The organism is Agromyces capsici, from assembly GCF_058349965.1.
Genome location: NZ_JBYRET010000001.1, coordinates 996,492 through 1,018,194, shown reverse-complemented (window position 1 = coordinate 1,018,194; position 21,703 = coordinate 996,492). Strand labels below are relative to the sequence as shown.

At 71.0% G+C, this 21,703-nt stretch carries 20 protein-coding genes; 15 read left to right on the top strand and 5 right to left on the bottom strand.

Annotated features, from left to right (window positions below; all coding sequences use genetic code 11):
• Positions 1-10: 10 nt before the first annotated feature.
• The 5 genes from dcd to AC3RKB_RS04945 all read left to right on the top strand — a co-directional run bounded on the left by dcd (position 11) and on the right by AC3RKB_RS04945 (position 4,974).
• Positions 11-616 carry a dCTP deaminase gene (dcd, locus tag AC3RKB_RS04965; protein ID WP_491434874.1) on the top strand — a complete coding sequence of 202 codons (606 nt, stop codon included), beginning with the start codon at positions 11-13 and terminating at the stop codon, positions 614-616.
• A 207-nt stretch (positions 617-823) separates the two neighbouring features.
• Entirely contained in the window at positions 824-1,891 is a 1,068-nt protein-coding gene (locus AC3RKB_RS04960) for a glycosyltransferase (protein ID WP_491434873.1), read from the top strand.
• Positions 1,888-2,769 carry a nucleotidyltransferase family protein gene (locus tag AC3RKB_RS04955; protein ID WP_491434871.1) on the top strand — a complete coding sequence of 294 codons (882 nt, stop codon included), beginning with the start codon at positions 1,888-1,890 and terminating at the stop codon, positions 2,767-2,769. The genes AC3RKB_RS04960 and AC3RKB_RS04955 overlap by 4 nt, the downstream gene beginning before the upstream one ends.
• Positions 2,769-3,035, top strand: a complete 267-nt coding sequence (locus AC3RKB_RS04950) for a PqqD family protein (protein WP_491434870.1) — start codon at positions 2,769-2,771, stop codon at positions 3,033-3,035. Before AC3RKB_RS04955 ends, AC3RKB_RS04950 begins: the two co-directional genes overlap by 1 nt.
• A 130-nt stretch (positions 3,036-3,165) precedes the next feature.
• A complete protein-coding gene (locus AC3RKB_RS04945) occupies positions 3,166-4,974 on the top strand; it encodes an ABC transporter ATP-binding protein (RefSeq protein ID WP_491434868.1) in 1,809 nt (602 codons plus the stop codon).
• On the opposite strand, the gene AC3RKB_RS04940 is transcribed toward AC3RKB_RS04945, so the two are convergent.
• Both AC3RKB_RS04940 and AC3RKB_RS04935 read right to left on the bottom strand, forming a co-directional pair.
• Positions 4,975-6,177, bottom strand: coding sequence for a hypothetical protein (locus AC3RKB_RS04940; protein WP_491434867.1), 1,203 nt, complete (start codon positions 6,175-6,177; stop codon positions 4,975-4,977).
• Positions 6,178-6,242: 65 nt separating this feature from the next.
• Positions 6,243-7,244, bottom strand: coding sequence for a beta-1,6-N-acetylglucosaminyltransferase (locus AC3RKB_RS04935; protein WP_491434866.1), 1,002 nt, complete (start codon positions 7,242-7,244; stop codon positions 6,243-6,245).
• 71 nt (positions 7,245-7,315) lie between these two features.
• Here AC3RKB_RS04935 and AC3RKB_RS04930 point away from each other — a divergent pair, with 71 nt between their 5' ends.
• Both AC3RKB_RS04930 and AC3RKB_RS04925 read left to right on the top strand, forming a co-directional pair.
• Positions 7,316-8,284, top strand: coding sequence for a glycosyltransferase family 2 protein (locus tag AC3RKB_RS04930; protein ID WP_491434864.1), 969 nt, complete (start codon positions 7,316-7,318; stop codon positions 8,282-8,284).
• Positions 8,284-9,153, top strand: a complete 870-nt coding sequence (locus AC3RKB_RS04925; RefSeq protein ID WP_491434863.1) for a hypothetical protein — start codon at positions 8,284-8,286, stop codon at positions 9,151-9,153. The genes AC3RKB_RS04930 and AC3RKB_RS04925 overlap by 1 nt, the downstream gene beginning before the upstream one ends.
• 11 nt (positions 9,154-9,164) lie before the next feature.
• On the opposite strand, the gene AC3RKB_RS04920 is transcribed toward AC3RKB_RS04925, so the two are convergent.
• Complete coding sequence (locus AC3RKB_RS04920; protein ID WP_491434862.1) at positions 9,165-10,166, bottom strand: glycosyltransferase family A protein; 1,002 nt, start codon at positions 10,164-10,166, stop codon at positions 9,165-9,167.
• 63 nt (positions 10,167-10,229) lie between these two features.
• Between AC3RKB_RS04920 and AC3RKB_RS04915 the strand changes: the two genes are divergently transcribed.
• From AC3RKB_RS04915 to AC3RKB_RS04905, 3 genes are all read left to right on the top strand, one after another.
• Positions 10,230-11,249: a glycosyltransferase family 2 protein gene (locus tag AC3RKB_RS04915; protein WP_491434861.1), complete on the top strand. Its 1,020-nt coding sequence runs from the start codon at positions 10,230-10,232 to the stop codon at positions 11,247-11,249.
• Positions 11,250-11,259: 10 nt separating this feature from the next.
• Complete coding sequence (locus tag AC3RKB_RS04910; RefSeq protein ID WP_491434860.1) at positions 11,260-12,150, top strand: glycosyltransferase family protein; 891 nt, start codon at positions 11,260-11,262, stop codon at positions 12,148-12,150.
• A gap of 61 nt (positions 12,151-12,211) precedes the next feature.
• On the top strand, positions 12,212-13,567 hold the full coding sequence (locus tag AC3RKB_RS04905; protein WP_491434859.1) for an O-antigen ligase family protein: 1,356 nt from the start codon (positions 12,212-12,214) through the stop codon (positions 13,565-13,567).
• 46 nt (positions 13,568-13,613) lie between these two features.
• Here the strand turns inward: AC3RKB_RS04905 and AC3RKB_RS04900 are convergent, their stop codons facing one another.
• Complete coding sequence (locus AC3RKB_RS04900) at positions 13,614-14,762, bottom strand: hypothetical protein (RefSeq protein ID WP_491434857.1); 1,149 nt, start codon at positions 14,760-14,762, stop codon at positions 13,614-13,616.
• 68 nt (positions 14,763-14,830) lie between these two features.
• Here AC3RKB_RS04900 and AC3RKB_RS04895 point away from each other — a divergent pair, with 68 nt between their 5' ends.
• From AC3RKB_RS04895 to AC3RKB_RS04885, 3 genes are read left to right on the top strand one after another with little or no spacing between them, the layout of a single operon-like run.
• Complete coding sequence (locus AC3RKB_RS04895; protein WP_491434856.1) at positions 14,831-16,342, top strand: tyrosine-protein kinase domain-containing protein; 1,512 nt, start codon at positions 14,831-14,833, stop codon at positions 16,340-16,342.
• 57 nt (positions 16,343-16,399) lie between these two features.
• Positions 16,400-17,581 carry a glycosyltransferase family 4 protein gene (locus tag AC3RKB_RS04890; RefSeq protein ID WP_491434854.1) on the top strand — a complete coding sequence of 394 codons (1,182 nt, stop codon included), beginning with the start codon at positions 16,400-16,402 and terminating at the stop codon, positions 17,579-17,581.
• Complete coding sequence (locus AC3RKB_RS04885) at positions 17,578-18,483, top strand: glycosyltransferase family protein (protein WP_491434853.1); 906 nt, start codon at positions 17,578-17,580, stop codon at positions 18,481-18,483. Before AC3RKB_RS04890 ends, AC3RKB_RS04885 begins: the two co-directional genes overlap by 4 nt.
• A 30-nt stretch (positions 18,484-18,513) precedes the next feature.
• On the opposite strand, the gene AC3RKB_RS04880 is transcribed toward AC3RKB_RS04885, so the two are convergent.
• A complete protein-coding gene (locus AC3RKB_RS04880; RefSeq protein WP_491434852.1) occupies positions 18,514-19,524 on the bottom strand; it encodes a glycosyltransferase family 4 protein in 1,011 nt (336 codons plus the stop codon).
• 326 nt (positions 19,525-19,850) lie between these two features.
• Between AC3RKB_RS04880 and AC3RKB_RS04875 the strand changes: the two genes are divergently transcribed.
• Both AC3RKB_RS04875 and AC3RKB_RS04870 read left to right on the top strand, forming a co-directional pair.
• Positions 19,851-20,441, top strand: coding sequence for a hypothetical protein (locus tag AC3RKB_RS04875; protein WP_491434851.1), 591 nt, complete (start codon positions 19,851-19,853; stop codon positions 20,439-20,441).
• Positions 20,442-20,541: 100 nt separating this feature from the next.
• Positions 20,542-21,696, top strand: a complete 1,155-nt coding sequence (locus tag AC3RKB_RS04870; RefSeq protein ID WP_491434850.1) for a glycosyltransferase family 4 protein — start codon at positions 20,542-20,544, stop codon at positions 21,694-21,696.
• Positions 21,697-21,703: the final 7 nt, after the last annotated feature.

Genomic DNA, 21,703 nt, shown 5'->3' with positions numbered 1-21,703 from the left:
GGCTGGCATCGTGCTTCTCTCGGATCGCGACATCAGGGCCGAACTCGAGCGCGAGCGCGTCAGGCTCGATCCGTACGACCCGTCGATGATCCAGCCGAGCAGCATCGACGTGCGCCTCGACCGCTACTTCCGGCTGTTCGACAACCACAAGTACCCGTTCATCGACCCGGCTGAGCATCAGCCCGAGCTCACCCACCTCATCGACGTGCGGCCCGACGAGCCGTTCATCCTGCATCCGGGTGAATTCGTGCTCGCGGCGACGTTCGAGTCGGTGACGCTGCCCGACGACATCGCCGCGCGTCTCGAGGGCAAGAGCTCGCTCGGCCGTCTCGGTCTGCTGACGCACTCGACCGCGGGATTCATCGACCCCGGCTTCACCGGCCACGTCACCCTCGAACTGAGCAACGTCGCGACCCTGCCGATCAAGCTCTGGCCGGGCATGAAGATCGGCCAGCTCTGCTTCTTCCGGCTGTCGTCGCCGAGCGAGCGGCCGTACGGCTCGCCGGCGTACTCGTCGCGCTACCAGGGGCAGCGCGGTCCGACCGCGTCGCGCTCGTTCCAGAACTTCAGCAGAGCGGATGTCGGCGTCACCGACGCCGGCGCCGCGGGCGGTTGATCGGCGGAAAGCGATACCCGGCCGGCGTCGGCCGCCCCAGTTGTGGGGTGGAACCGGTGCCGATCGCGGAGACGTGCGAATCCGCGTGTCATCCGTCCTTCCTGTCCCCCTAAGTACCGACGTAGGATGCGGCAGACGCGAAACCCGAGCCGCGCCGCATCAACCCGATCGCGCGGCACGCAGGCGGTTCCGCGAGATTGCGAAACCGTGCCCGAAATCGTCCTCGCACACGACTACCTGGTGCAATTCGGCGGCGCCGAGCGCGTCGTCGCGCACTGGGCTTCCGCGTTCGATTCGCGCTCGCTGTACACGCTGGCGTACTCGCCCGAGGGAACCTTCGACGAATTCCGCCGCCTCGAGGTGCACCGCAGCCTCCCGGGCTCGCTGACCGCCCAGGTCGAGCGGCTCCTGCCCGCCCTTCCGTCGATCGCGGCCCGCACGGTCGTGACCGGCGGCGACGTCGCCCTGGCGTCGAGCAGCGGGTGGGCGCACCGCTTCCGGTTCGAGATCCCCCACGTGGTCTACGTGCACAGCCCGGCCCGCTGGCTCTACGCGGCATCCGACTACCGGATGCGGCTCAGCCCCGTACGCCGCGCGGGACTCTGGGCGAGCACGCCCGTCCTCCGCCACGGCGACCGCGAGGCGATGCGCCGCGCGCGTGCGGTGGTGGCGAACTCCGTCGTGACGCGGGACCGCATCCGCGCCGCCTACGGCCTCGAGGCCATCGTGATCAACCCGCCGGTGGAAGCGGTCGCCGACCGGGCGTTCCGACCCGCGCACGAGCTTCCCGACGCGTTCACGCTGTGCGTGGCCCGCGACCGCGGCTACAAGAACGTCGCGCTCGCCGTCGCGGCGTCGAAGCTGGCCGGCCTCCCGATCGTCGTCGCCGGGGCGGGCTCGGAGCAGCTCGACGCGCCGGACGAGGGCGTGCACGGCCTCGGTCGTGTCAGCGACACCGAACTGGTGTGGCTCTACCGAGAGGCGACGACGGTGATCGGCGCCGGGAGGGAGGACTTCGGCCTGACGATCCTGGAGGCCGCACTCGAGGGGACGCCGGCCGCCGTCATCCCCGCGGGCGGCTACCTCGAGACGGTGAACGAGGGCGTGAACGGGTTCCATGCCACCGCCCCCACTGCGGAGGACCTCGCCACGGCCATCCTGCGTGCGCGGGAGGTCGACGCGACATCCTGCACCGAATGGGCGCGCCGCTTCCGCCGCGACGCGCACGTCGCCCGGATCGGTAGAGTGCTGGAAGAGGTGGTGCAGCGGGCGTGAACGAGTCGCAGGTCAGCGTGCCGCTTCCGGTGCGCCTGCGATTCGGGCACGCCGCCGTGCAGCATCTCGCCGACTCGATCGGCGCCGACCTGCTGCACATCAAGGGGGTCGCGGTCGACCCGTCGCTTCGTCCGGGCGGGTACGCCGGCAGCGACGTCGACGTGCTCGTGCGCCCCTCGCAGGTCGACGCGCTCGACCGCGCGCTCCGCGCGAACGGGTGGGCCCTCTACAGCACCTTCGAGGGCGGCTCGCCGTTCGGCCACGCGCAGACGTACCTGCACGACGCGTGGGGGTTCATCGACATCCACCGGTACTTCCCCGGCATCCGCCTCGACCCGGCGCAGGCGTTCGACGTGTTCTGGGCCGACCGGCGGCCGGTCCAGATCGCCGGCGTCGGATGCCGGGTGCCGAGCGTGATCGCGCAGGCGGTGCTGCTCCTGCTCAACACGGCGCGGTCGGCGAAGGGCGCACGCGGCGATGTCGTCACCGTGTGGACCGACGCCGACGAGGCGTTCCGGGCCGACGTGACGCAGTTCGTGGCGCGGCTGCACGCCGAGGTCGCGTTCGCGGCCGCGGTGGGCGGGCTCGACCGGTACCGCGACGACCGCGAGTACCGGCTGTGGAAGGTCGTCTCCCAGGGGGGCTCGCGCGCCGCCGAGTGGCGGGCCCGCATCCGGGCCGCGCCCAGCGCGGGGGCGGCGATGCGGATGGCGCTGCGCGCGACGTTCGTCAACGTCGACCACCTGGCGCACCGACTGGGCCGCACGCCCACGAGGCTCGACATCGCGGTCGAGTTCATCCGTCGCCCGTTCGTCGGCGTCGGCCAGGCCGTCCAGGCGGTGTACCGCAGGTACGGGCCGCGGAAGGTGGTGCGCTGATGCCCGGGTACCGGCCCGCTGACGGCGTGGGCGTCGTCGAGCACGACGACGTCGTCTACGCGGCGACGCTGCCGCACGGACCGATCGTGGTGCTCGACGGCGTCGCGGGGCTCATCTGGGCCGAGGCCTGCGACGGCCCAGCCGGGTCGCTGGTGGAGCGCGTCGCCGAGCTGACCGGGGTCGAGCCAGAGGCGATCCGTGCCGAGGTCGAGGGGTTCGTGGGCGACCTGGTCGAGCGCGGCCTGCTCGCGCGCGACGGGGCATGAGCGTGTGCGGCGCTCCGGCGGCACGACGCACGGCGCGGCACGACGCACGGCGCGGCGCGCGTCATCCGCGCAGTTATGATGCCCTGAGGCCCGCCCGCCCGACATCGAGGGCGAGGTGCGGAGGAGACCCATGGCAGGAAGCGTTCGCGAGCGGAGCCTGACCGCGCAGCTGCGGATGATGCTCGACATGGCCGGCGCCGATCCGAAGCGGTGGGTCCTCGGCACCATCGGCGCGTCCCTCGTGCTCGCCGCACTCGACACCATCGGCGTCGCGGCCATGGTGCCGCTCACGCAGCTCTTCACCGGCGACACCGACAACTGGTTCGTGCAGTGGATCTCGGGGGTGCTCGGCACGACCGACCTGTCCACCCTCATCCCGGTCGTCGCCGGACTGATCACGATCGTGTTCATCGTCAAGAGCGTCGGCGCGATCCTGTTCCGCTGGTGGCTGCTCGGCCGCACGACGAAGATCTCGGCGCTCTCGTCTGCCGAGCTCGCGCGTCGCTACGCCCTCGCGCCGTACTCCGACCACCGCTCGCGCCGCATCAGCGAGGTGTACCGGAACATCAACGACGCCACCGGCCAGTCCTCGAGCGTGCTGCTCGGGGTCGTGAGCCTCGTCTCCGACATCGTGGTACTCGCGGCCATCGTCATGGTACTCGCGTACACCTCGTTCGTCGTCACGATATTCGCGGTCGTGCTCTTTGGCATCCTCGTCTTCGGCGTCCAGATGTTCCTGCGGCGGCGGCAGTATCGCATCGGCGAAGAACTCGCGGCGGCCGGTCTCGAAGCCTGGCAGTTCCTTCTTCCCGGCCTCGACGGCTTCCGCGAGGCCCGGCTCACGTCGAGTGCCAACGCCTTCATCGACGGCTTCCGCGAGGCCCGGATGCGGCGGGCGAGGGCATCGCGGGTGATGGGCATCCTCTCCGACGCGCCGCGGTACCTGCTCGAGCTCGGATTCGTCGTCGCGATCCTCGGCATCTCAGTCATCCTCTTCACGACGGCGACGCCCGCCGAGGCACTCACGGTCCTGGGCGTGTTCGCAGCGGCCTCGCTCCGGGCCCTTCCCGGCCTCAACCGCGTCGCCGCCAACCTCGCGACGATCCGTACCGGCAAGGCCGGCCTGGAGATCGTCACGACCGCCGTGGAGGAGCTCGACGCCGGTGGCGTGCACGACGAGCGGCCTCGCAGCTCCGAGCCGTTCACGGGCGACATCGTCCTGCGCGACCTCAGCTTCCACTATCCAGACTCCGAGGAGTTCGTGCTCCGCGGCATCTCGCTCGACATCCGCGAGAACCGCACCACGGCGTTCGTCGGCTCGAGCGGGGCCGGCAAGAGCACCCTGCTCGACATCGTGCTCGGGCTGCTGCGGCCGACCGAGGGCGAGGTCATCGTCGGCGGACGCTCGATCGCCGACGACCTCGCCGGATGGTACGCGGGCCTCGGCGTGGTTCCGCAGGACGTCTTCCTGCTCAACGCCACCCTCACGACGAATATCGCCTTCGGCGTGCCGCGCGACGAGGTCGACGTCGACCGCGTGCGCGAGGTGATCCGGATGGCGCAGCTCGACGGCCTCGTCGCCGAGCTGTCCGAGGGGCTCGAGACGGTCGTGGGCGAACGCGGTGTGCGGCTCTCGGGCGGTCAGCGCCAGCGCATCGGACTCGCTCGTGCGCTCTACCGCCGGCCCCGCGTACTCGTGCTCGACGAGGCGACGTCGGCGCTCGACAACGTGACCGAGCATGAGATCGCGAAGACGCTCGGGACGCTACAGGGCACCCTCACGATCGTGATCGTGGCGCACCGCCTCTCGACCGTGCGGCACGCCGACACGCTGGTCTTCCTCAAGGACGGCCAAGTCGAGACCGAGGGGACGTTCGATGAGGTGCGCGCGACGAGCGCTGACTTCGCGCGCCTCGTCGAGCTCGGCGAACTCGACTGATCAGCCTCCCGGCTGCGAGCCGGTGTCGGTCGTCGCGCGGGAGCCCGCACCGCCGCGCGCGGCCGTGGCCTTGCGCGCAGCGCGGCGCAGCGTGCGGCGGAGCGTGCCCACGCCCGAGCCGGGGAGGGTGAGCCCGGCATGGCGCGCGAACTCCCTCAGCTCGACGAGGTGCGAGTTCCGTGATGACGCGACCTCGTCGAGGTACGCCCCGCGGATGCGTCGGTAGAGCTCGAGGTCGAAGACCCGGGCATACGAGTTGAGACTGCCAGTGAGTTCGAGGGTGAGTTGCGTACGGAGGCACTTGTTGCAGCGCGAGCAGTTCCGTCCATCGGCTGTGAGGGTCGTGCACACGTGCAGGCTGTCGTGGGACTCGGGGACATGGGCGGCCACGATCGCCGTCTTCTCGGCGCGCGTGTACTGGCTGCCGTGGAAGATTGGGCGGAACTGCGCGGTCTGGAGGAGCGGCATCGAGATCGGGTCCGAGTACGCGGTGCTGTGCGAGGCGCGGACGCCCACCTTCGTGTACCGGTGAGTGCTGCCGAAGATGAATCCGCCCAGGGCGCCCTGCAGCAGGAACGCCGCAGCGAGGTTGCGCGGCCCGTGCGTCTGTACGAATGCACCACTCGGGAAGAAGTCGTCGAGGTTCGAGTCGACCGGGACGAACGGCAGGCCGAGCCGCTCGGCGCCGGGTGCGAGCTGCGCATGCACGCGCCGGAAGCGACGGCGTCCGCGATCTCCGCCGGTCATGGCGCCCACATTGAAGAACGAGAGGTGGGTCAGCCGGAGGGCGTCGGGGACGGGTTGCTCCAGGTGCTCAGCGATCACGGCGAAGCTGTCGATGCCACCAGAGAACCCCGTGCCGATCCCGGCGGCGCGCGCTCCGGCAGCAACGGGCTCCGCCGCTTCGATCGGGATCCGCATCGTGCCGGGGATGACGGCCTCGAGGATGTGCTGGTATCCATGCGTGAGCGCGTGCACGAGCTCGTCCGTGACTGCGCCATCCACCTCCATGGGCTCGCCCGCGTACATGCCCGGCACGAGGAGCCCGAGGACGGCCGGGTCGGCCACGTCCGTGAGCATCGCGGCGAACTGCTGGGGCACCTCGAACCACAGACGGCCCGGCGCATTCGCGAGCCCGCGCACCCCGACGGACCACGTCGTCGTGCCATCCGTGGATCGGATCTCGGGTCGCCCGACCTGCATTGCGCGCCTCCTCGTCGCGCCGCATGGGCGCCCTGAGGAGCGTACTCCCACGTCGGATGGCCGCATCACCGTGTGCGCGTGCGCCGATCCAGCTCGTCCATCAGCGCGGCGCTCCGCACCGGTTCGACCTTCCGGCAGAACGCCGACCCCGAGGCCAGGAGCGCATCGAGCTCGTCCAACGTGCATACGGTCGGCTGGTTGCGCTTCGAATCCCACGTCACGTGCGTCACGGGAGGAAGCGCGGCCGGCGCCCCGCGCCAGGAGAGCGGTGTGACCAGCGCGGACTCGTCGGGGATCACCGTGTGGCGATAGAACCGGCGGAGGCGAGACGACGAGGCGAGATCCTCATCGAGCAGGCGATCCAGTTCCGGCCGTCGCAGCGCGACCCACTGGCTGCCGAAGTAGCAGGGCCGTTGCGATGAGAAGGGCGTGCGGCGGCGGATTCCCCAGTAGACGCCTCGTCCGCGTGTGACCACCCGCACGCTGAGCACGGGCTCGGTGCGGAGCGACACCGCGCCCCGCACACGGCGCAGCACCGCCCCGGCCCGGCTCCCGACGCGGATGCCGCGACGCGCAAGCGGCGTCTGGAACCACCGATGGGTGTAGCGGGTGAGCTCGTCGCGCCCTTCTCCGCGCCGACGTCCCCAGTGCGGCGTGTAGTGCAGCGGCTCGGCGGTGCCCACCCAGCCGCTCGAGTCGAGCACCTCGGCCTCCCATTCGTCGAGCCGGCGGACCGGATAGTCCTGGCCGGATACGAGCACCACGAGCGCCGGATCGACGCGCTCCCGAACCAGCTCGAACGCGCGGAGCGTCGCCTCGACCAGTTCCCACGAGCCCCAGTCGGTCGCGAGCCCGTGCTCGACGACGTCGACCCGGGGATCGCCGATGCCGGCGGGGAACCCGGTTGTCCGACCGTCGTGCGCGACCATCACGTATGCGCCGGAGCTCGATGCGAGGATCGCCCGGACGAGCCGCTCGACCTGCGCCCAGTCTCGGTGGGTCAGGACGACGTAGGCAGCACGTGGCGAGCGGGTCTCGGATCGCGCCGTCGACTCCGCCCGATCCATGACGGCAGCATACGAGGTACTGCACGGCTCGTGGATAGAATCGCCCGGTACCGGCCGAGGAACGGGAGACCATGGGCGACGCACCGAAGCTGAGCGTCTGCATCGTGACGTACGAGCGGCCGGAGTTCCTGCGGCGCTGCCTGCGTTCCCTGTCCGAGGGTCTCGGCGCGGACTCGGAGATCGTCGTGGTCGACGCCTCCACCGCCGATCGACGCGGGATCGCCGACGAGTCCGAGCGACCGGTCGTCTACGTCCACGCGCCCCAGCTCGCCGGGTGGATGACCCGATCCCGCAACGAGGCCCTCCGGCACGTGCACGGTGAGATCGTGAGCTTCCTCGACGACGACGTGGTGCTCCGGCCCGGATGGGAGCCGGCGCTCCTCGCGGCGTTCGACGACCCGACCGTGGCCGCGGTCTCGGGCCGGACCTGCAACGGCGTTGCCGGCGAGGAGCAGTACGCGAAGCCGATCGGCCGCCTGCTCGCCGACGGCACGCTGACCGATGGGTTCGCGTCGCTCCCCGCCGGGCCCGTCGAGGTCGACCACGGCATCGGGGCGAACATGTCGTTCCGCCGGTCCGTGCTCGCGGAGCTCGGCGGCTTCCGAGACGACTATCCGGGCACGGCCCTCCGCGAGGACACCGACATCTTCCTCCGAATCCGGGCGATCGGAGGGCGGGCGATCTTCGCGCCGGATGCGGCGGTCGACCACCTCCCTGCGCCGCACGTGCGCGGCGCCCGGTTCGACACCCGGTACAAGCTCTACGGCCGGCGCAATCACATGGTGCTGCTCGCCCGCGACGGCGGGATCCGTTCGCCCCTCCTCCGCAGGTGGGTCGGGGGCCAGTTCCGGGCCATCGGCCGCGCCGGCGGCCTCACGGCGAGGGTCCGCCGCTTCGGAGTGACGCTCGTGGGCGTCGCGTGGGGGTACGCGGCCGTGCTGCGGTCGGCCGGGTGGCATCCGCTGCCGCCCCGACGCGACGACTCGCTCGGCCGGGAGCTCCGGAGGCTCCTCGGCGCGCCGGCCGAGGGCGTCGCCTGATGACCGCGCCCGAGCCTATCCGGTTCAACGCCTACGTGCTGGCCGGCGATCCGGCGTGGATCGCGACGAGTATCGGGTCCTACTACGACATGGTCGATCGGATCGTCGTCTCGTACGACCGGACGCATCGCTCGTGGTCGGGCCACCCGCTCTCGGTCGAGGAGTCGTTGCGTCGCATCCACTCGGCCGACCCCGAAGGCAAGGTGGCGCTGCTGCCGGGCGACCACGTGATGGGCGAGCGCTCCCTCATGGCGACCGAGACCGCGCAGCGGCAGGCGGCGCTCGATGCGGCCTCCGAGGGCGCCGACTGGGTGCTCCAGTTCGACACCGACGAGGTGCTGCCGTCGCCCGCGGCGCTGCGTCGCGAGGTGGCGGCCGCCGACGCGGCCGATGCGCAGGTGCTCGACTTCCCACTCCGCAACATCTACGCGGCCACGACCGACGGGCGCTTCCTCGAGCAGTGCGGCCGGTTCTGGGGTACGCAGGCGACCTATCCCGGTCCGGTCGCGGTGCGAGGGGGAACGCGGCTCACCGTGGCTCGGCAGGCCGGGGGCGTGCCCCACCGCCGCGTCGACGTCGCGTGGCGCAACACCGATCCGGCGCACCCGCGGAACACTCCGGTCCACGCCGTGGTGCCGCTCGACGATGCCGTCCTGCATCTCAGCTGGGTGCGGACCGAGGCGCAGATGCTCGAGAAGCGGCGCGTGTCGGGTTACGCGGGCAATCGCGACTGGGATCGGGATCTCGACCGGTGGCGTCGGCGGTCGCGCCATCCACTGCGGACCGCAGCCGCAGCGCCGTTCACGCGCAACGCCTGGGACCGCTACCGCGTGGTCGCACTGCCCGGACTCGCCGGCCGCCGACCCTGAGCCGGTCGCGGTCAGCGCAACCCGAGAAGGCGGCTCGTCCGCCTCAGACCACCCTGAACCCACCTCGGCGCGGCGGCACGGATCCGATCGACGCGGTGCGGCAGGATGTCGCGCGCGATGGCGAGCGCCTCCCGGTAGGAGCGGAGGTCACGGGCCCGCCAGCAGGCGCGCAGCGCCCAGCCGAGCACGAACCGGTAGTTCGCGCGATACGCGTCAAGCGGCCGGTGCGGCGGGGTCGGCAGGGGACTCGGCTGCCAGAACGAGCGGATGGCGCGAAGCGCGGTCAGGCCCTTGAGCGGTGATCCGGTCCGGGTGATCGAGTTCGGCAGGTCGCGGAAGAACGCGAGCCGGTCCGTGATCGACCGCCACTCCGTGAGCCGGGCGACATTGACGTACATCACCCAGTCCTGCGCGGTGACCATCCCGTGCGGGAACCCGCCGGCCCGCGCAAGGAGGTCTCGGCGGACGGCCGTGGTGCTCATCGACCCGCGCATGCGCTCGAGGAGGAGGTCGAAGCTCCGTCCCTCGATCTGGAGGTACGAGAGGTCCTTTCGCGGGGTCGCGGTACCGACCGCCGCGAGGCACTCGTCGAGTGTGTCGGCGGCGAACTCGTCCTCGGGCCCCGCCTGCGCCGCGAAGCTCCAGTACGCCGCATTCATGGCGCCGATCTCGGGCGCCGCCTGCGTCTCCGCCTCGATGCGGGCGAGGTACTCGGGATGGAGCAGGTCGTCGTCGTCGAGGAAGCACACCCACGCGGTGCGCGCGCGAGCGACTCCGGCGTTGCGGGCTGCGGCGACACCCGCCTTCTCGATCGGGTGCACTTCCACCGGCAGGTCGGCGAGCGCCGCCACGGCGGGGTCGTCGAGGCCGTCCGGCACGACGATGACCTGGTCGAATGATCGGACCTGGCGCAGCGCGCTGTCGACCGCCTGCCGGGCGAGGTCGGGGCGCCGGTGCGTCGGGATCACCAGCGCGAACGTCGTCACCGCGGCAGCCGCCTCTCCATCGTGCACGCCGGTCATGCTACCGGGGGTGCGAATCGTCCCCGGAGACAGCGCTGTGGGATGCTGCTGCCCATGACGTCGCATGCCACCGACCTTCGAGAGGAGGGCCGCGACGTCGCGCCGCTCGTCACGATCGTGATCCCGCTGTACGACGGCGGCCGATACATCGGACAAACCCTCGGTTCCGTGCTCGCGCAGGGCTTCACGCGCTTCGAGGTCGTCGTCGTCGACGATGGGTCGACGGATGACGGCCCTGCGATCGTGCGCGGCCTCGCCTCCGATCCGCGGGTCGCCTTGGTCTCCAGCCCGCATCTCGGCGTCTCGGAGGCCCGGAACGCCGGTGCCGCCCGAGCATCCGCCTCATCCCGGTACCTTCTCTTCCTCGACGCCGACGACGTCTGGCACCCCGACACGCTCGCGACGCTGGTCGACGCCCTCGAACTCCGGCCGGACGCGGCCGGCGCCTTCGTGCTCGCCGATTACATCGACGCCGACGGCGAGCCGCTCCATCCGGGCGACTTCCCGCGGCACATGCGCTCCCGCGAAGACCTCGTCGACGAGCGACTGGTGCCGCGCGAGCTCGACGCCGACGTCCGTGCCGAGCATCTCTTCCTGGCGAACCTGGTCTATCCGCCGAGTTGCCTGCTGCTCCGTCGATCGGCCTTCGACCGCGCCGGCGGGTTCGACTCGCGGTTTCTCGCGGAGGACTGGGAGTTCGTGGTGCGCCTCGCCGAGGTCGGGCCGCTCGTGCCCGTCGACCGGGTGATGGTCGGATACCGTCGGCACGCCTCGAACGCGTCCGGCGATCGTGCACGGAACGTCCGCGGAGCCAGGCAGGTCTGGTCCGCGGTCTACCATCGGCCGCAATCGCCGGAGACGCGCCGTCGGATTCACGGAGCCTGGCGTGCGCATCAAACCCGAAGGGCGGCGCGGAAGTTCGCCGAGAGCCGTGCCCTCCTCAGGCGCGGGCGACTCGTCTCCGGCGCCGCACGAAGCGCTGATGCACTCGCTCATGTGCTGCTGCGGCGCCCACCGCGCTTCTGGTGGAGAAGCGCATCGACGTCCGCCGGGCGAAACACGGTGATCGGGTGAGGTTGTAGCGATGGCCGATTCCCTCTCCCTGTACTGGTGGTCGCCCCTGCGGAGTGCTCGCGTCGCCGCCTGGGAGTTGCGCAAGAACCGCACGGCGTGGACCAGCATGACGCTGCATGGCGGCACGCCCCTTCAGAACTTCGGCGACACGCTCTCACGGCGCGTCGTGGCTGAGGTGACCGGCCGGCGAGTGCGGTGGGCGCGGCCCGAAGCGGCGAGCGTGACTGCGATCGGGTCGGTGATCGAGCACGTGATGGCTGCGCGGGGTCGGGGGGTCATCTGGGGCTCCGGGCTTCGCGCGGCGGGGGGCGCGAACGTCTCGTGGGCGGCGGAGCGACCCGAACGCTTCGTGGCGGTGCGGGGGACGCTCACCCGAGACGCGCTCGGCCTGGGGCCGGGCATCCCATTGGGTGATCCTGGCTTGATCGCTCGATCGCTGTACGAGCCAGCGCCTCGCCGGCGCGGCATCGTCGTGATTCCGCACTTCCTTGCCTTCAACAGCCCTGAGGCCCGGCGGCAGATGTCCGCCGCGAGAGTGCTCGGCATGCGCGTCCTCGTGCCGTCGGCGAGATACGACCGGATCTGCCGGGAGGTCTCGGCCGCTGAGATGGTGTTGACGTCCTCGCTCCACGGAATGGTCGTCGCCGACGCGCTCGACTGCCCGGTGGGACTCGTCTCGTTCGGCCGGACGGCGGAACCGGCGTTCAAGTTCTCGGACTACCAGACGGTCTACGGATTGCCGGCTGAGTTCACGGCACTCGCCGATGTGCTGAGCGACCCGAAGGGTCTCCGGCGTGCGCGCGAGACAGCCGTCGAGCGGCGGGAAGTGGTGATAAGCCGGATCGACGCTCTCGTCGAGGGTCTGTTGGCGAGCGGGCGGAAGCTGGCAGACCTCGAGTGACCAGAGCACGGCCCGCGGCCAAGCCTGCGATACTTGAGGCGATTTCAGCGAAGGACCGGGCATGAGTTCGACGAGCGAGCGCCGGGCGATCCGGCACCACCGGGTCGTCGACTGGTGGGCAGGCGCATGGCGCTGGGTGCTCATGGCGTTGGGTGCGGTGACGGCCACCTACCTGCTCCTCGAGCGTGCGTCGCAGGGCGGCGCGATGCTCGCGGTCGTGCTCGCCGCATTCGTCGTGGCTGCGGCCCTCACGAGCTCGAAGCCGCTCGCGATCGTGCTGTTCTCCGTGCCGGGGCTGCTGATCTCGCAGCGGATCGGCATCGGCGGCGCCGACCTGTCGGTCTCGGATGCCGCGCTGGCGGCGGCGTTCGGCGCGGCGGTGCTCCTCGGGGAGCGGCCGTACAGCAAGCCGCTCCGACAGCTCCTGCTGCTGAACCTCGTGTACCAGTTCGCGACGTTCTTCACCGTGCTCGTGAATCCCTACCTGGCGAACAGCGTCGAGTGGGTGCACGCGTGGATGCTGGTCTCCGGCGCGCTGATCGTCGGGTGGGCGCTGGGCGCGGCCGGCTACGCGCGGACGGCACTCTCGCTGATCGTCTTCACTGCGTGCGTGATCGCCGTGATCACGCTCATCGTGGCGGCCATCCAGTACCTCGCCGGGAACTTCGGCCCGGCCGCCCCGTCATGGCCGATCCCGATGCACAAGAACTTCGTCGGGACGGTGTTCGCCCTCGCCGCGATCGTCGTCTACCTGAATCCCGACTGGGTGGGATGGACGCGGGGATGGTCGAGGCTCGCGTTCTGGTTGCTCGTCGCGGGCGTCCTGGTCTCGCAGTCCCGGCAGGCGCTCATCGGGCTCATGGCCGCCGTGATCGTCGCGGTGATCCGCCGCAGCACCTCCAGGCGGTCGCGGTACCTGGTCGCGCTCCTGCTCATCCCCGCGGCATGGCTCGTGATCTCGATGGTCGTCGAGCAGGTGCAGTCGCAGAACCGGCACAACTCGGTGTTCCAGCGGCTCGACTGGTTCCGCGAGGTCTACCATTTCTGGCGGGAGTCACCGGTGTTCGGTCACGGGCTCCGGTACTGGCGGGAGCCCGGCAATCTCGGGTACCAGCCACCGCAGGGCGAGCTCGAAGTGCTCGCCAGCACCGGGGTCGTGGGGCTCGCGGCCTTCATCGTCATGTGGATCGGCATCCTGATCGTGCTGTGGCACATCGACCCGAGATTCGGCACCCTCGCCGTCGCCGTGGTCCTGAGCCGGATCGTCCAGGCGCAGTTCGACCTCTTCTGGGTCGCCGCGCAGGTCTCGATCCCGTTCGTCATCGCCGGCATCTGCCTCGGCGCCATGGCGCGCGAGGAGAGATCCGACGGTGATGCGGCGCTGGGGCCGCCGGTGGGGGCTCGACGCGTCGCTTGACGCGACCGCGCCATGCGCTGACCGCCGCCTCGCCCGCTCGGGTCGATCAGGCTCGGGAGAGCAGATCGGCGGCGACGAGCTCCTCGACCGTCGCAGCGACCACCTGAGCCGGGTCGACGTCGGGCGGCGGTGCCGGCATCTCGCGCAACGCCGCGCTCGTGAGTTCCGCCTGAGTCGTGTCCTCGGCGGCGAGCCAGACGACCGGGCCGAGTCCGTCGAGCACGGTCACCCGGTTGCGGCTCAGCACGACGAGTGCGTCGTCGACGCTGAGCGCATCGCGGTAGTCGGTGCGCCGGTAGACCGGATCCGGCCCTACGGCAGCGGCCGAAGCGGCCTCGTCGATGCCGAGCTTGGCGTCGCAGCCGCAATCGCCGACCGAGACCGCGATGTCGACCAGGTGCGGCGACTCGAGCGAGGTCGCCGCGAGGATGTCGTCGACGAGGGACGGGAGCGTCTCGGCCTCCGAGTACACCACCCGGCGCACTCCGCCGGTCGACAGGATCGCATTCACCAGCGTGCGCAGCGGCTTGGTGAGCGCCGAGAGGAAGCTCGTCTGCGGCACCACCTCGTCGAGCGCCTCGAGGAGCGGGACCTGCTCGACGAACGGCGTCGCGACGCCCTCGCGCCGGTCGAGCACCACGATCGCCGCGAGATGCAGCGAGGCGGTCGGCAAGCCGTTCAAGCCGTGCGCTGATGCCCGGACCGGAACCTTCGTCTCGGGGTGGCGGCCGATGGACAGGGGCTTGCGGTACGGGATGACGGTGCCATCCGATTCCACGGCGAGCGTCTCGTCGGTCACGTACCCGAACGCCTTGCCGAGCGCCTGCGTCGCTGTGGTCTTCCCGCGCCCCGACGGGCCGACGAGCGCGATGACGCGACCGTCATCGAGCGCCACCGCGCCGGCGTGCAGCATGAGTGCCGACCCGGACAATCCGGCGATGGCAGCGAGCGTCACCTCGGTCGCGATGGACGACGCGAGCCGCTCGGGGGTGGCCGCCGAGATCGCCGGACCGGAGGACGCATCCCGCGTCGACGGGTCGAGCGTTCCGGTGATCGTCACGTCTGGCTCGAGGCCCTCTGCGAGGACGTCGGCCCACTGGTTCCGGATCACCTCGCGATGCTCGGGCGGGACCGAAGCGTCGAGCCGGACACGGACGACGGTGTCGAGGGCGCGCACGTCGAAGGCGGTTGTCATACCATGGACCCTACTCGCTCATGATCCACCGCGCCGCGGACGGACAGCGGCACGACACGGAGGTGTTCATGGAACTTCGCGACTACCTCCGCGGGCTGCGTCGGCATTGGATCGCGATCTTCCTGATGACGGTCGTCGGCGCGGCTGCCGGATACGGCTGGACCCTGTTGCAGACGCCGGTGTACGTGGCCAGCGCGAGCGGGCTCGTGCAGTCCACCGGCTTGGGGGAAGCGGTCAGCACTGCCTCACTCGGTGACAGTCTGGCCAGGTCGCGCGTCCCGTCCTACCTCGTCATCTCCGGCTGGACCGACGTCGCCGAGGGAGTCATCGAGGAGCTCGGGCTCGAGACCTCTCCCGAGCAGCTGGTGGAACGGGTCACGGTCACCAACCCGACCGGCACCGCCATCCTGACCGTGACAGCCGAGGCGAGCACCCCGCAGGGCGCGAAGGAACTCGCCGAGGCCTGGCTGGGATCGATGAAGTCGGTCGTCGACGAGCTCGAGGCCGACAGCAGTGCCACCGGGGAGGCCCCGGTGACCGTGATCTCGCGCGAATCGGCATCCGTGCCGTCGCAGCCCTCGTTCCCCGATGTCCAGACGGCGATCATCGTCGGCGGTGTGCTGGGCCTCGGCTTCGGGATCGCCTTCGCCATGATCCGCACGGCGGCCGATCGGCGCATCCGCGCCGCCGAGGACGTCGAGCAGAAGACGGGCGTCGCCGTGGTCGGCAGCATCCCGTGGGTTCCGACGCTCGACGCCGACAACCGCATCGTCGATGCGTCCGCGGCGAACAAGACGGGCAAGAACGGCACCTTCGCGGTCTCCGAGGCGCTGAGGACGCTGCGCACGAACCTCCAGTTCATGGATGTCGACCACCCGCCGAAGACGATCGTCGTCACGAGCCCGCTCCCCGGCGACGGCAAGTCCACCGTCGCATGCAATCTCGCGCTCACCCTCGCCGCCGCCGGCACCACCGTCGTGCTCGTCGACGGCGACCTCCGCCGTTCGATGGTCGCCCGGACCATGGACCTGCCGGGCGGCGCCGGACTCAGCGACGTGCTCGCGGGTCGCGCGGCACTCTCAGAGGTGCTGCAGCGCACGCCGAAGTCGAACAACCTGCTGGTGCTCGCCGCGGGCAGCGTGCCGCCCAACCCGAGCGAGGTCCTCGGGTCCGAGCGCATGCACACCCTGATCGCCGACCTCACCAAGCATGCGACCGTCATCATCGACGCGCCGCCCCTGCTTCCGGTGACGGATGGCGCGGTGCTGACCCATCAGGCCGACGGCGCGCTCGTCGTCGTCACGCTCGGCAAGACGACGTACGACCTGCTCGACAAGGCGCTCGACGTGCTGAAGAAGGCGCGCGGGCGCGCCCTGGGTGTGGTGATCAACCGGGTGCCGCTCCGAGGTGCCGACTCCGCGAGCTATTCCTACGACTACCGCCGCGATTACACCACCCCGACAACCGAGATGACGCCGGCCGCCGAGTCGGCTGGCGAGTCCGCCGCCGAATCGGCCGATGCCGTCGAGGAACTCGTGCCCGAATCGACGTCGGGTCGCCGCGGCGGTCGTCGCGGCTGACGGATGCGCGCGACCTCGTCCGGGACCGGTCAGGACGGAACGCCCGAGCATCCCGGCGTGCGCGTCGCCCTGGTGACCTCGTCCTATGCGCCGCATGTCGGCGGGGTGGAGGAGCACGTACGGCAGGTGGCGAGTGAGTTGCACGGGATGGGTGCGGCGGTCGAAGTGTGGACGGTGGACCGCGGAACCGGCCCCGGCGTCCGGATCGTCGAGAGTCTGACCGTGCGGTACCTCCCGACTCCGCTCCCCTCCGCTTCGCTCGGCGGGATCGCACGCTTCCTGGCCGCCTTCCCCGCTGCGTGGGCCGCTTGGGTCTCGGCCCGGCGGTCGTTCCGACCCGACGTGTTCCACGTGCAGTGCTTCGGTCCGAACGGTGTCTACGCGCTCGCGTTGCATCGATGGTTCCGGGTTCCGCTCATCGTCACCTCGCACGGCGAGACGGTCGCCGACGACAACGCCGTGTTCGAGCGGTCCGCCGTGCTGCGGATGGCGCTCCGACGTGCGCTCGCGAGGGCCGTGGCGGTGACGGCGCCGTCGCGGTTCGTCCTCGACGAACTCGGCGCCCGCTTCGGACTCATCGGCGGCGAGGTCGTACCGAATGGCGTCGACCTCGCGATCGCAGGCGCCGGCGAGCGTTCCGCCTTCGACGGTCGGTACTTCCTCGGCGTCGGCCGACTGGGCCGGATCAAGGGGTTCGACCTCCTCATCGACGCGTTCGCGAGATCCGATCTCGACGCCGGGATCCGGCTCGTCATCGTCGGCGACGGCCCGGAGCGCACGCGACTCGAGGCGCTCGTCGGCGAGCGCGGGCTCGGCGGTCGCGTGGTGTTGGCCGGCCGACTCGATCCGTCGACGGTGGCCGATGCCATGGCCGGGTCGGTCGCCGTCGTCGTTCCCAGCCGCGTCGAGGCGTTCGGGATCGTGGCGCTGGAGGCGTGGCGGAGCGCCGCGCCGCTCGTGATGACCGCTCGAGGGGGCGCACCCGGGTTCGTCCGCGACGGCGTCGACGGGATCCTCGTCGACCCGCTCGACGCGGTCGCCCTGGCCGCCGCGATGCAGCGCGTGGCAGTCGATGACGGGCTCCGTGCGCGACTGGTCGAGGCCGGTCTGCGGAAGGTGCGGGAGTTCACCTGGCGACGGGTCGCCGAGGCGTACGCCGCGCTCTACGTCGCGACGCTCGACGGGTCCGTCCGTCGAGCTCGGCCGACGATGCGAACGCGTGAGGCGGACGCGCGATGAGCTACTCGAATCCGCTGCGGAGGCGAGCCCGTCAGGTGCGACGCCTCGTGTCGGCGGCGACACGCGCCCCGATGTGGCGTGACGGCCGGGTCGTCCCGGCGTTCTGGTGGGACGGTCACCCCAACTTCGGCGACGACCTCACGCCGTGGCTCCTGCCCGGGTACGGCATCCTGCCGGTGCACCGGATGGCGAGCCGGGCGCGGATGTCCGGCGTGGGCAGCATCCTCGAGTTCCTCCCGCCGGAGTTCGACGGTGCGATCTGGGGCAGCGGACTCATGCACGACCGACCCCGTCCGCTCCCGAGGGCTCGCGTCCTCGCGGTTCGGGGTCACCTCACCCGTGAGCTCATCGGGGCGCCGGATGACGTCGCGCTCGGAGATCCCGGACTGCTCGTCGCACACCGTGTCCCGCGTCCTGAAGTCCGGTGGGACGTCGCACTGGTCCCCCACGGACATCACCGGCAGCACCTGCCGTTCATGTCGCTGGCGCAGGATCGGGGCCTCCGCGTCCACGTGGTCAACGTCCACCAACCCGCCTCCCGCGTGGTGCCGGAGATCGCCGCATCGGCCGCCGTGGTGACGACGTCGCTCCATGGCCTCGTGACGGCGGACGCCTACGGCATCCCGGCGATGTGGACGATGCTCGAGCCGCCGCTGGGCGGCGGACGGTTCAAGTTCGACGACTACGAGTCGGTCGTCACGCCGGGCGCGAGTCGTTTCGCCGCATTCCGGGAGGGGATGTCGTTGGACGACCTCCTCGAGTCGGCTGAGCCCGCACCACGGTCCGAGGTCGAACGCGCGTCACGGGAGCTCGAGCGGTCGGCCGCCCGGCTCCCGGAGGTGCTGTCCGGCCTCCCGAGATTCCCCGGCGGGGCGATCCGCGTGCTCGCCGGCCGCGGATGAGCGGGGCGCCGTCCGAGCCGGCCCCTGCGGTCAGACCAGCGACGCCCACACCCGGGCGTGCCCGTCGGCGCATCGCTCCCAGGTGAACTCTCCCGCTCGCGCACGCCCGGCTTCGATGAGCGCGTCCAGACGGCTGCCGTCGGTGGCGTCGAGCATCCCCGCCGCCAGCGCCGGACCGTTCGGTTCGACCAGGATCCCTGCGTCTCCGACCACTTCGGGAAGTGAACTCGTCGTCGCCGCCACCACCGGGACGCCGGCGGCCATCGCCTCGAGTGCGGGCAGGCCGAACCCCTCGTACAGTGACGGCACGACGACGAGCTCCGCACCCGCCACGAGTCCGGGCATCGCCTCGTCGGGAAGGCGCCCGGCGAGGCGGACCCCGGGCATCCCGTCGAACAGCTGCGTGCGCCGTGCGTGCGGCGGGCCCGCCAGCACGAGCTCGAGTCCCGGTCTCTCGCGATGCACGATGGGCCAGGCTTCGGCCAGCGCCTCGAGGTTCTTGCGTCGTGTCGCGCCGCCGGCATGCAGCACGTACCGCTCCGGCAGGCCGAGCGAGGCTCGGGCCGGGTCGTCGAGCCGCGTGGCCGCGAAGAATCGCGGGTCGACGCCGTTGTGCACGACGTGCGGCTCGCTGATGCCGAGCAGTTCGACGGCCTCGCGCGCACTGAACTCGGACACGCAGATGACCGCGGCCGCACGCCGCGCCTCCTCGACGGCCGCCGGGACTGGCGCGGACTCGTCCGGGAACCGCCACGCCACCACGTCGTGCACCGTGATCACATCGTTATGCGGAGCCGGAGGCAGCTCGAGGTTCATGCGGTGCGTGACCGAGTCTCGCGCGTAGAGGACACGGCCGATCGCGCGACGCTGGGCGGCGGACGCCGTCGCGATCCGGCTGAGCGGAAGACGGCGATCACCCGGAAGCCGTGATCGCATGGACCGCATCACGAGACGACGGACCCGCCAATCGTGCTCGTCGACCCGGCCGAGCGCGGCTGCGGCGCGGCTCGCAACCTGCTCCTGGTAGGCCTGGGCGCCCATCGGGGTATCCGTCGCGATCGTCGCGATGGACAGGCGAGGCGACCGCTCCACGTCACGGAATGTCATACTCCCGCAGTCCCTCCCGACCGCGAACGGTCACGTCCCGGACGACGATGCGCCCTACCATCCCGAATCTAGCCATGGTCGGAGGCGATGCGATATGTCACCCGAAGGTGGGGTCACCTCGATTCGGCCGAGGAACACTCAACCCCTAGAGTTGCCTGTGAAAACCCGATAATGTTCCCGGGTACCTGTAACTGCACACCCGACCCGACCGCTCCGGCCGCGGGTCACCCAACCACCGCGAAAGTCCAGGAGGATCTCCAATGAGCAACCTCGAAGAGCCGAAGCCCGGCGTCTCCCGACGCACGGTCGCAAAGGCCATGGCGTGGTCGGTGCCTGCCGTCGCCCTCGCTGTTCCCGCGCCCGCCTACGCCGCCTCCGGCAACCCGCCGGATGTCGCGGTCGGCACCGCCTGTAAGCTTCCGGGCGGCAGCGCCAACAAGAAGTGCGAAGACCTGTTCGCCGGCCTTCCGGGTCTCGACCCCGAGAAGGCGTTCGCCATCCCGCTGTTGATCACGAACAACACGTCCAAGACCATCGTGCTCCAGCCGTCGATCACGATCACGTCGTCCGGTCTTCCGTTCACGGTCGTGGGCATCTCGCCCACCTACTGCACGGACATCGACCCGGGCGAGAGCGTCAAGGTGATCGTGTACGCGAACTCCGACAACAGCGCCAACCAGTCCGTCGACCTCGGCATCACGGTGCCGTGGGGTCACGACTGCGCCGACACCGACCACAGCCCGATCGTCATCCCGACGTACACGGTTCCGTCGTTCCCGCCGTGCTCGAGCAACGTGCCGTTCCCGACGGGTGCACCCACGTGTGACCCGCCGTTCTACCCGGCCGCGTAGTCTGCAGGTCCGAAAGGGGTGCGCTGCCCAGGCAGCGCACCCCTTTCGCATGCGGTGACGCGCAGCCGCATATCGGCATCCGTCCGAGGAGTTGAGTGCCGTGATCGACGTCATCCATGCGATCACGCCCGGCGACCACTTCTCCCCGCGGACGGGCTCCGCGATCCCCACGGTGGTGCACGGGCTGGCGACCGCCGCTGCGCGCGACCCCGACCCCGTGCGACACGCGGTGCTGCTCGACGCGTCGACGATGCGGCCGCGGTACGACAGCGCCGACCTGATCGAGTACGAGCGCGCGCCGTGGGTGTCGCGGAGGGACCGCGCGCTCGACGCGCTCCGCGCGCGATTCGGCGGCGAGCGCACGGCGACCGCGCGGTTCCACCAGCCTGTGGCCGACGCCCTCCGCGACCGGGAACCCGCATTCGTGCTCGCGCACAATCAACCCGTCCTCCCGTGGCTGCTGCGGGACTCGCCGCATCGGAGCGTGCTCTACGCGCACAACGACCTGCTTCGCACCTACACGAAGGCGGAGGCCGGGCGGGTGCTCGACCGCGTGAGTGCGATCGTGTGCGTGAGCGACTCGCTCGCCGAGCGGACGCGCGCCGCCCTCCCGCGCCGCCTCGCCGAGCGTGTTCGAGTCGTTCCGAACGGGGTCGACGTCGAGCAGTTCTCGCCGGCGGTCAGGCCCGGGGAACGCCGGGGCGACGGTCGGCTCCGCATCGTCTTCGTCGGGCGCATGATCTCCGAGAAGGGCCCCGACGTCCTCATCCAGGCGGCGGGCGAGCTCCGACGCCCCGATCTCGAGTTCGTGCTCGTCGGCAGCCAGGGTTTCGCGCGCGACGCCGCGCTCTCGCCGTACGAGCGCGAGTTGCGACGGCGCGCCGACGAAGCGCGGGCCGATATCCGGTTCGAGCCCTTCGTCGATCGAACAGCGCTCCCAGACCTGCTGCGCAGCGCCGACATGCTCGTGGTGCCGTCGCGCTGGTCCGAACCGAGCGGGCTCACCGCATCGGAGGGGCTCGCCACCGGGCTGCCCGTCATCGCGACGCGCGTGGGCGGGCTGCCCGACGTCGTCGGGGATGCCGGTGCACTCGTTCCGCCCGACGACCCGCACGCCCTCGCCGCGGAGATCGCTGCGCTCGCCGATGACCCGGAACTCCGCCGCGAGCGGAGCGCTGCAGCTCGAGCGCACGCGCTCGCCCACGACTGGGCGCACTCCTGGGCGCAGCTCCGCCGCGTGCTGGACGAGCTCTGAACCGTCC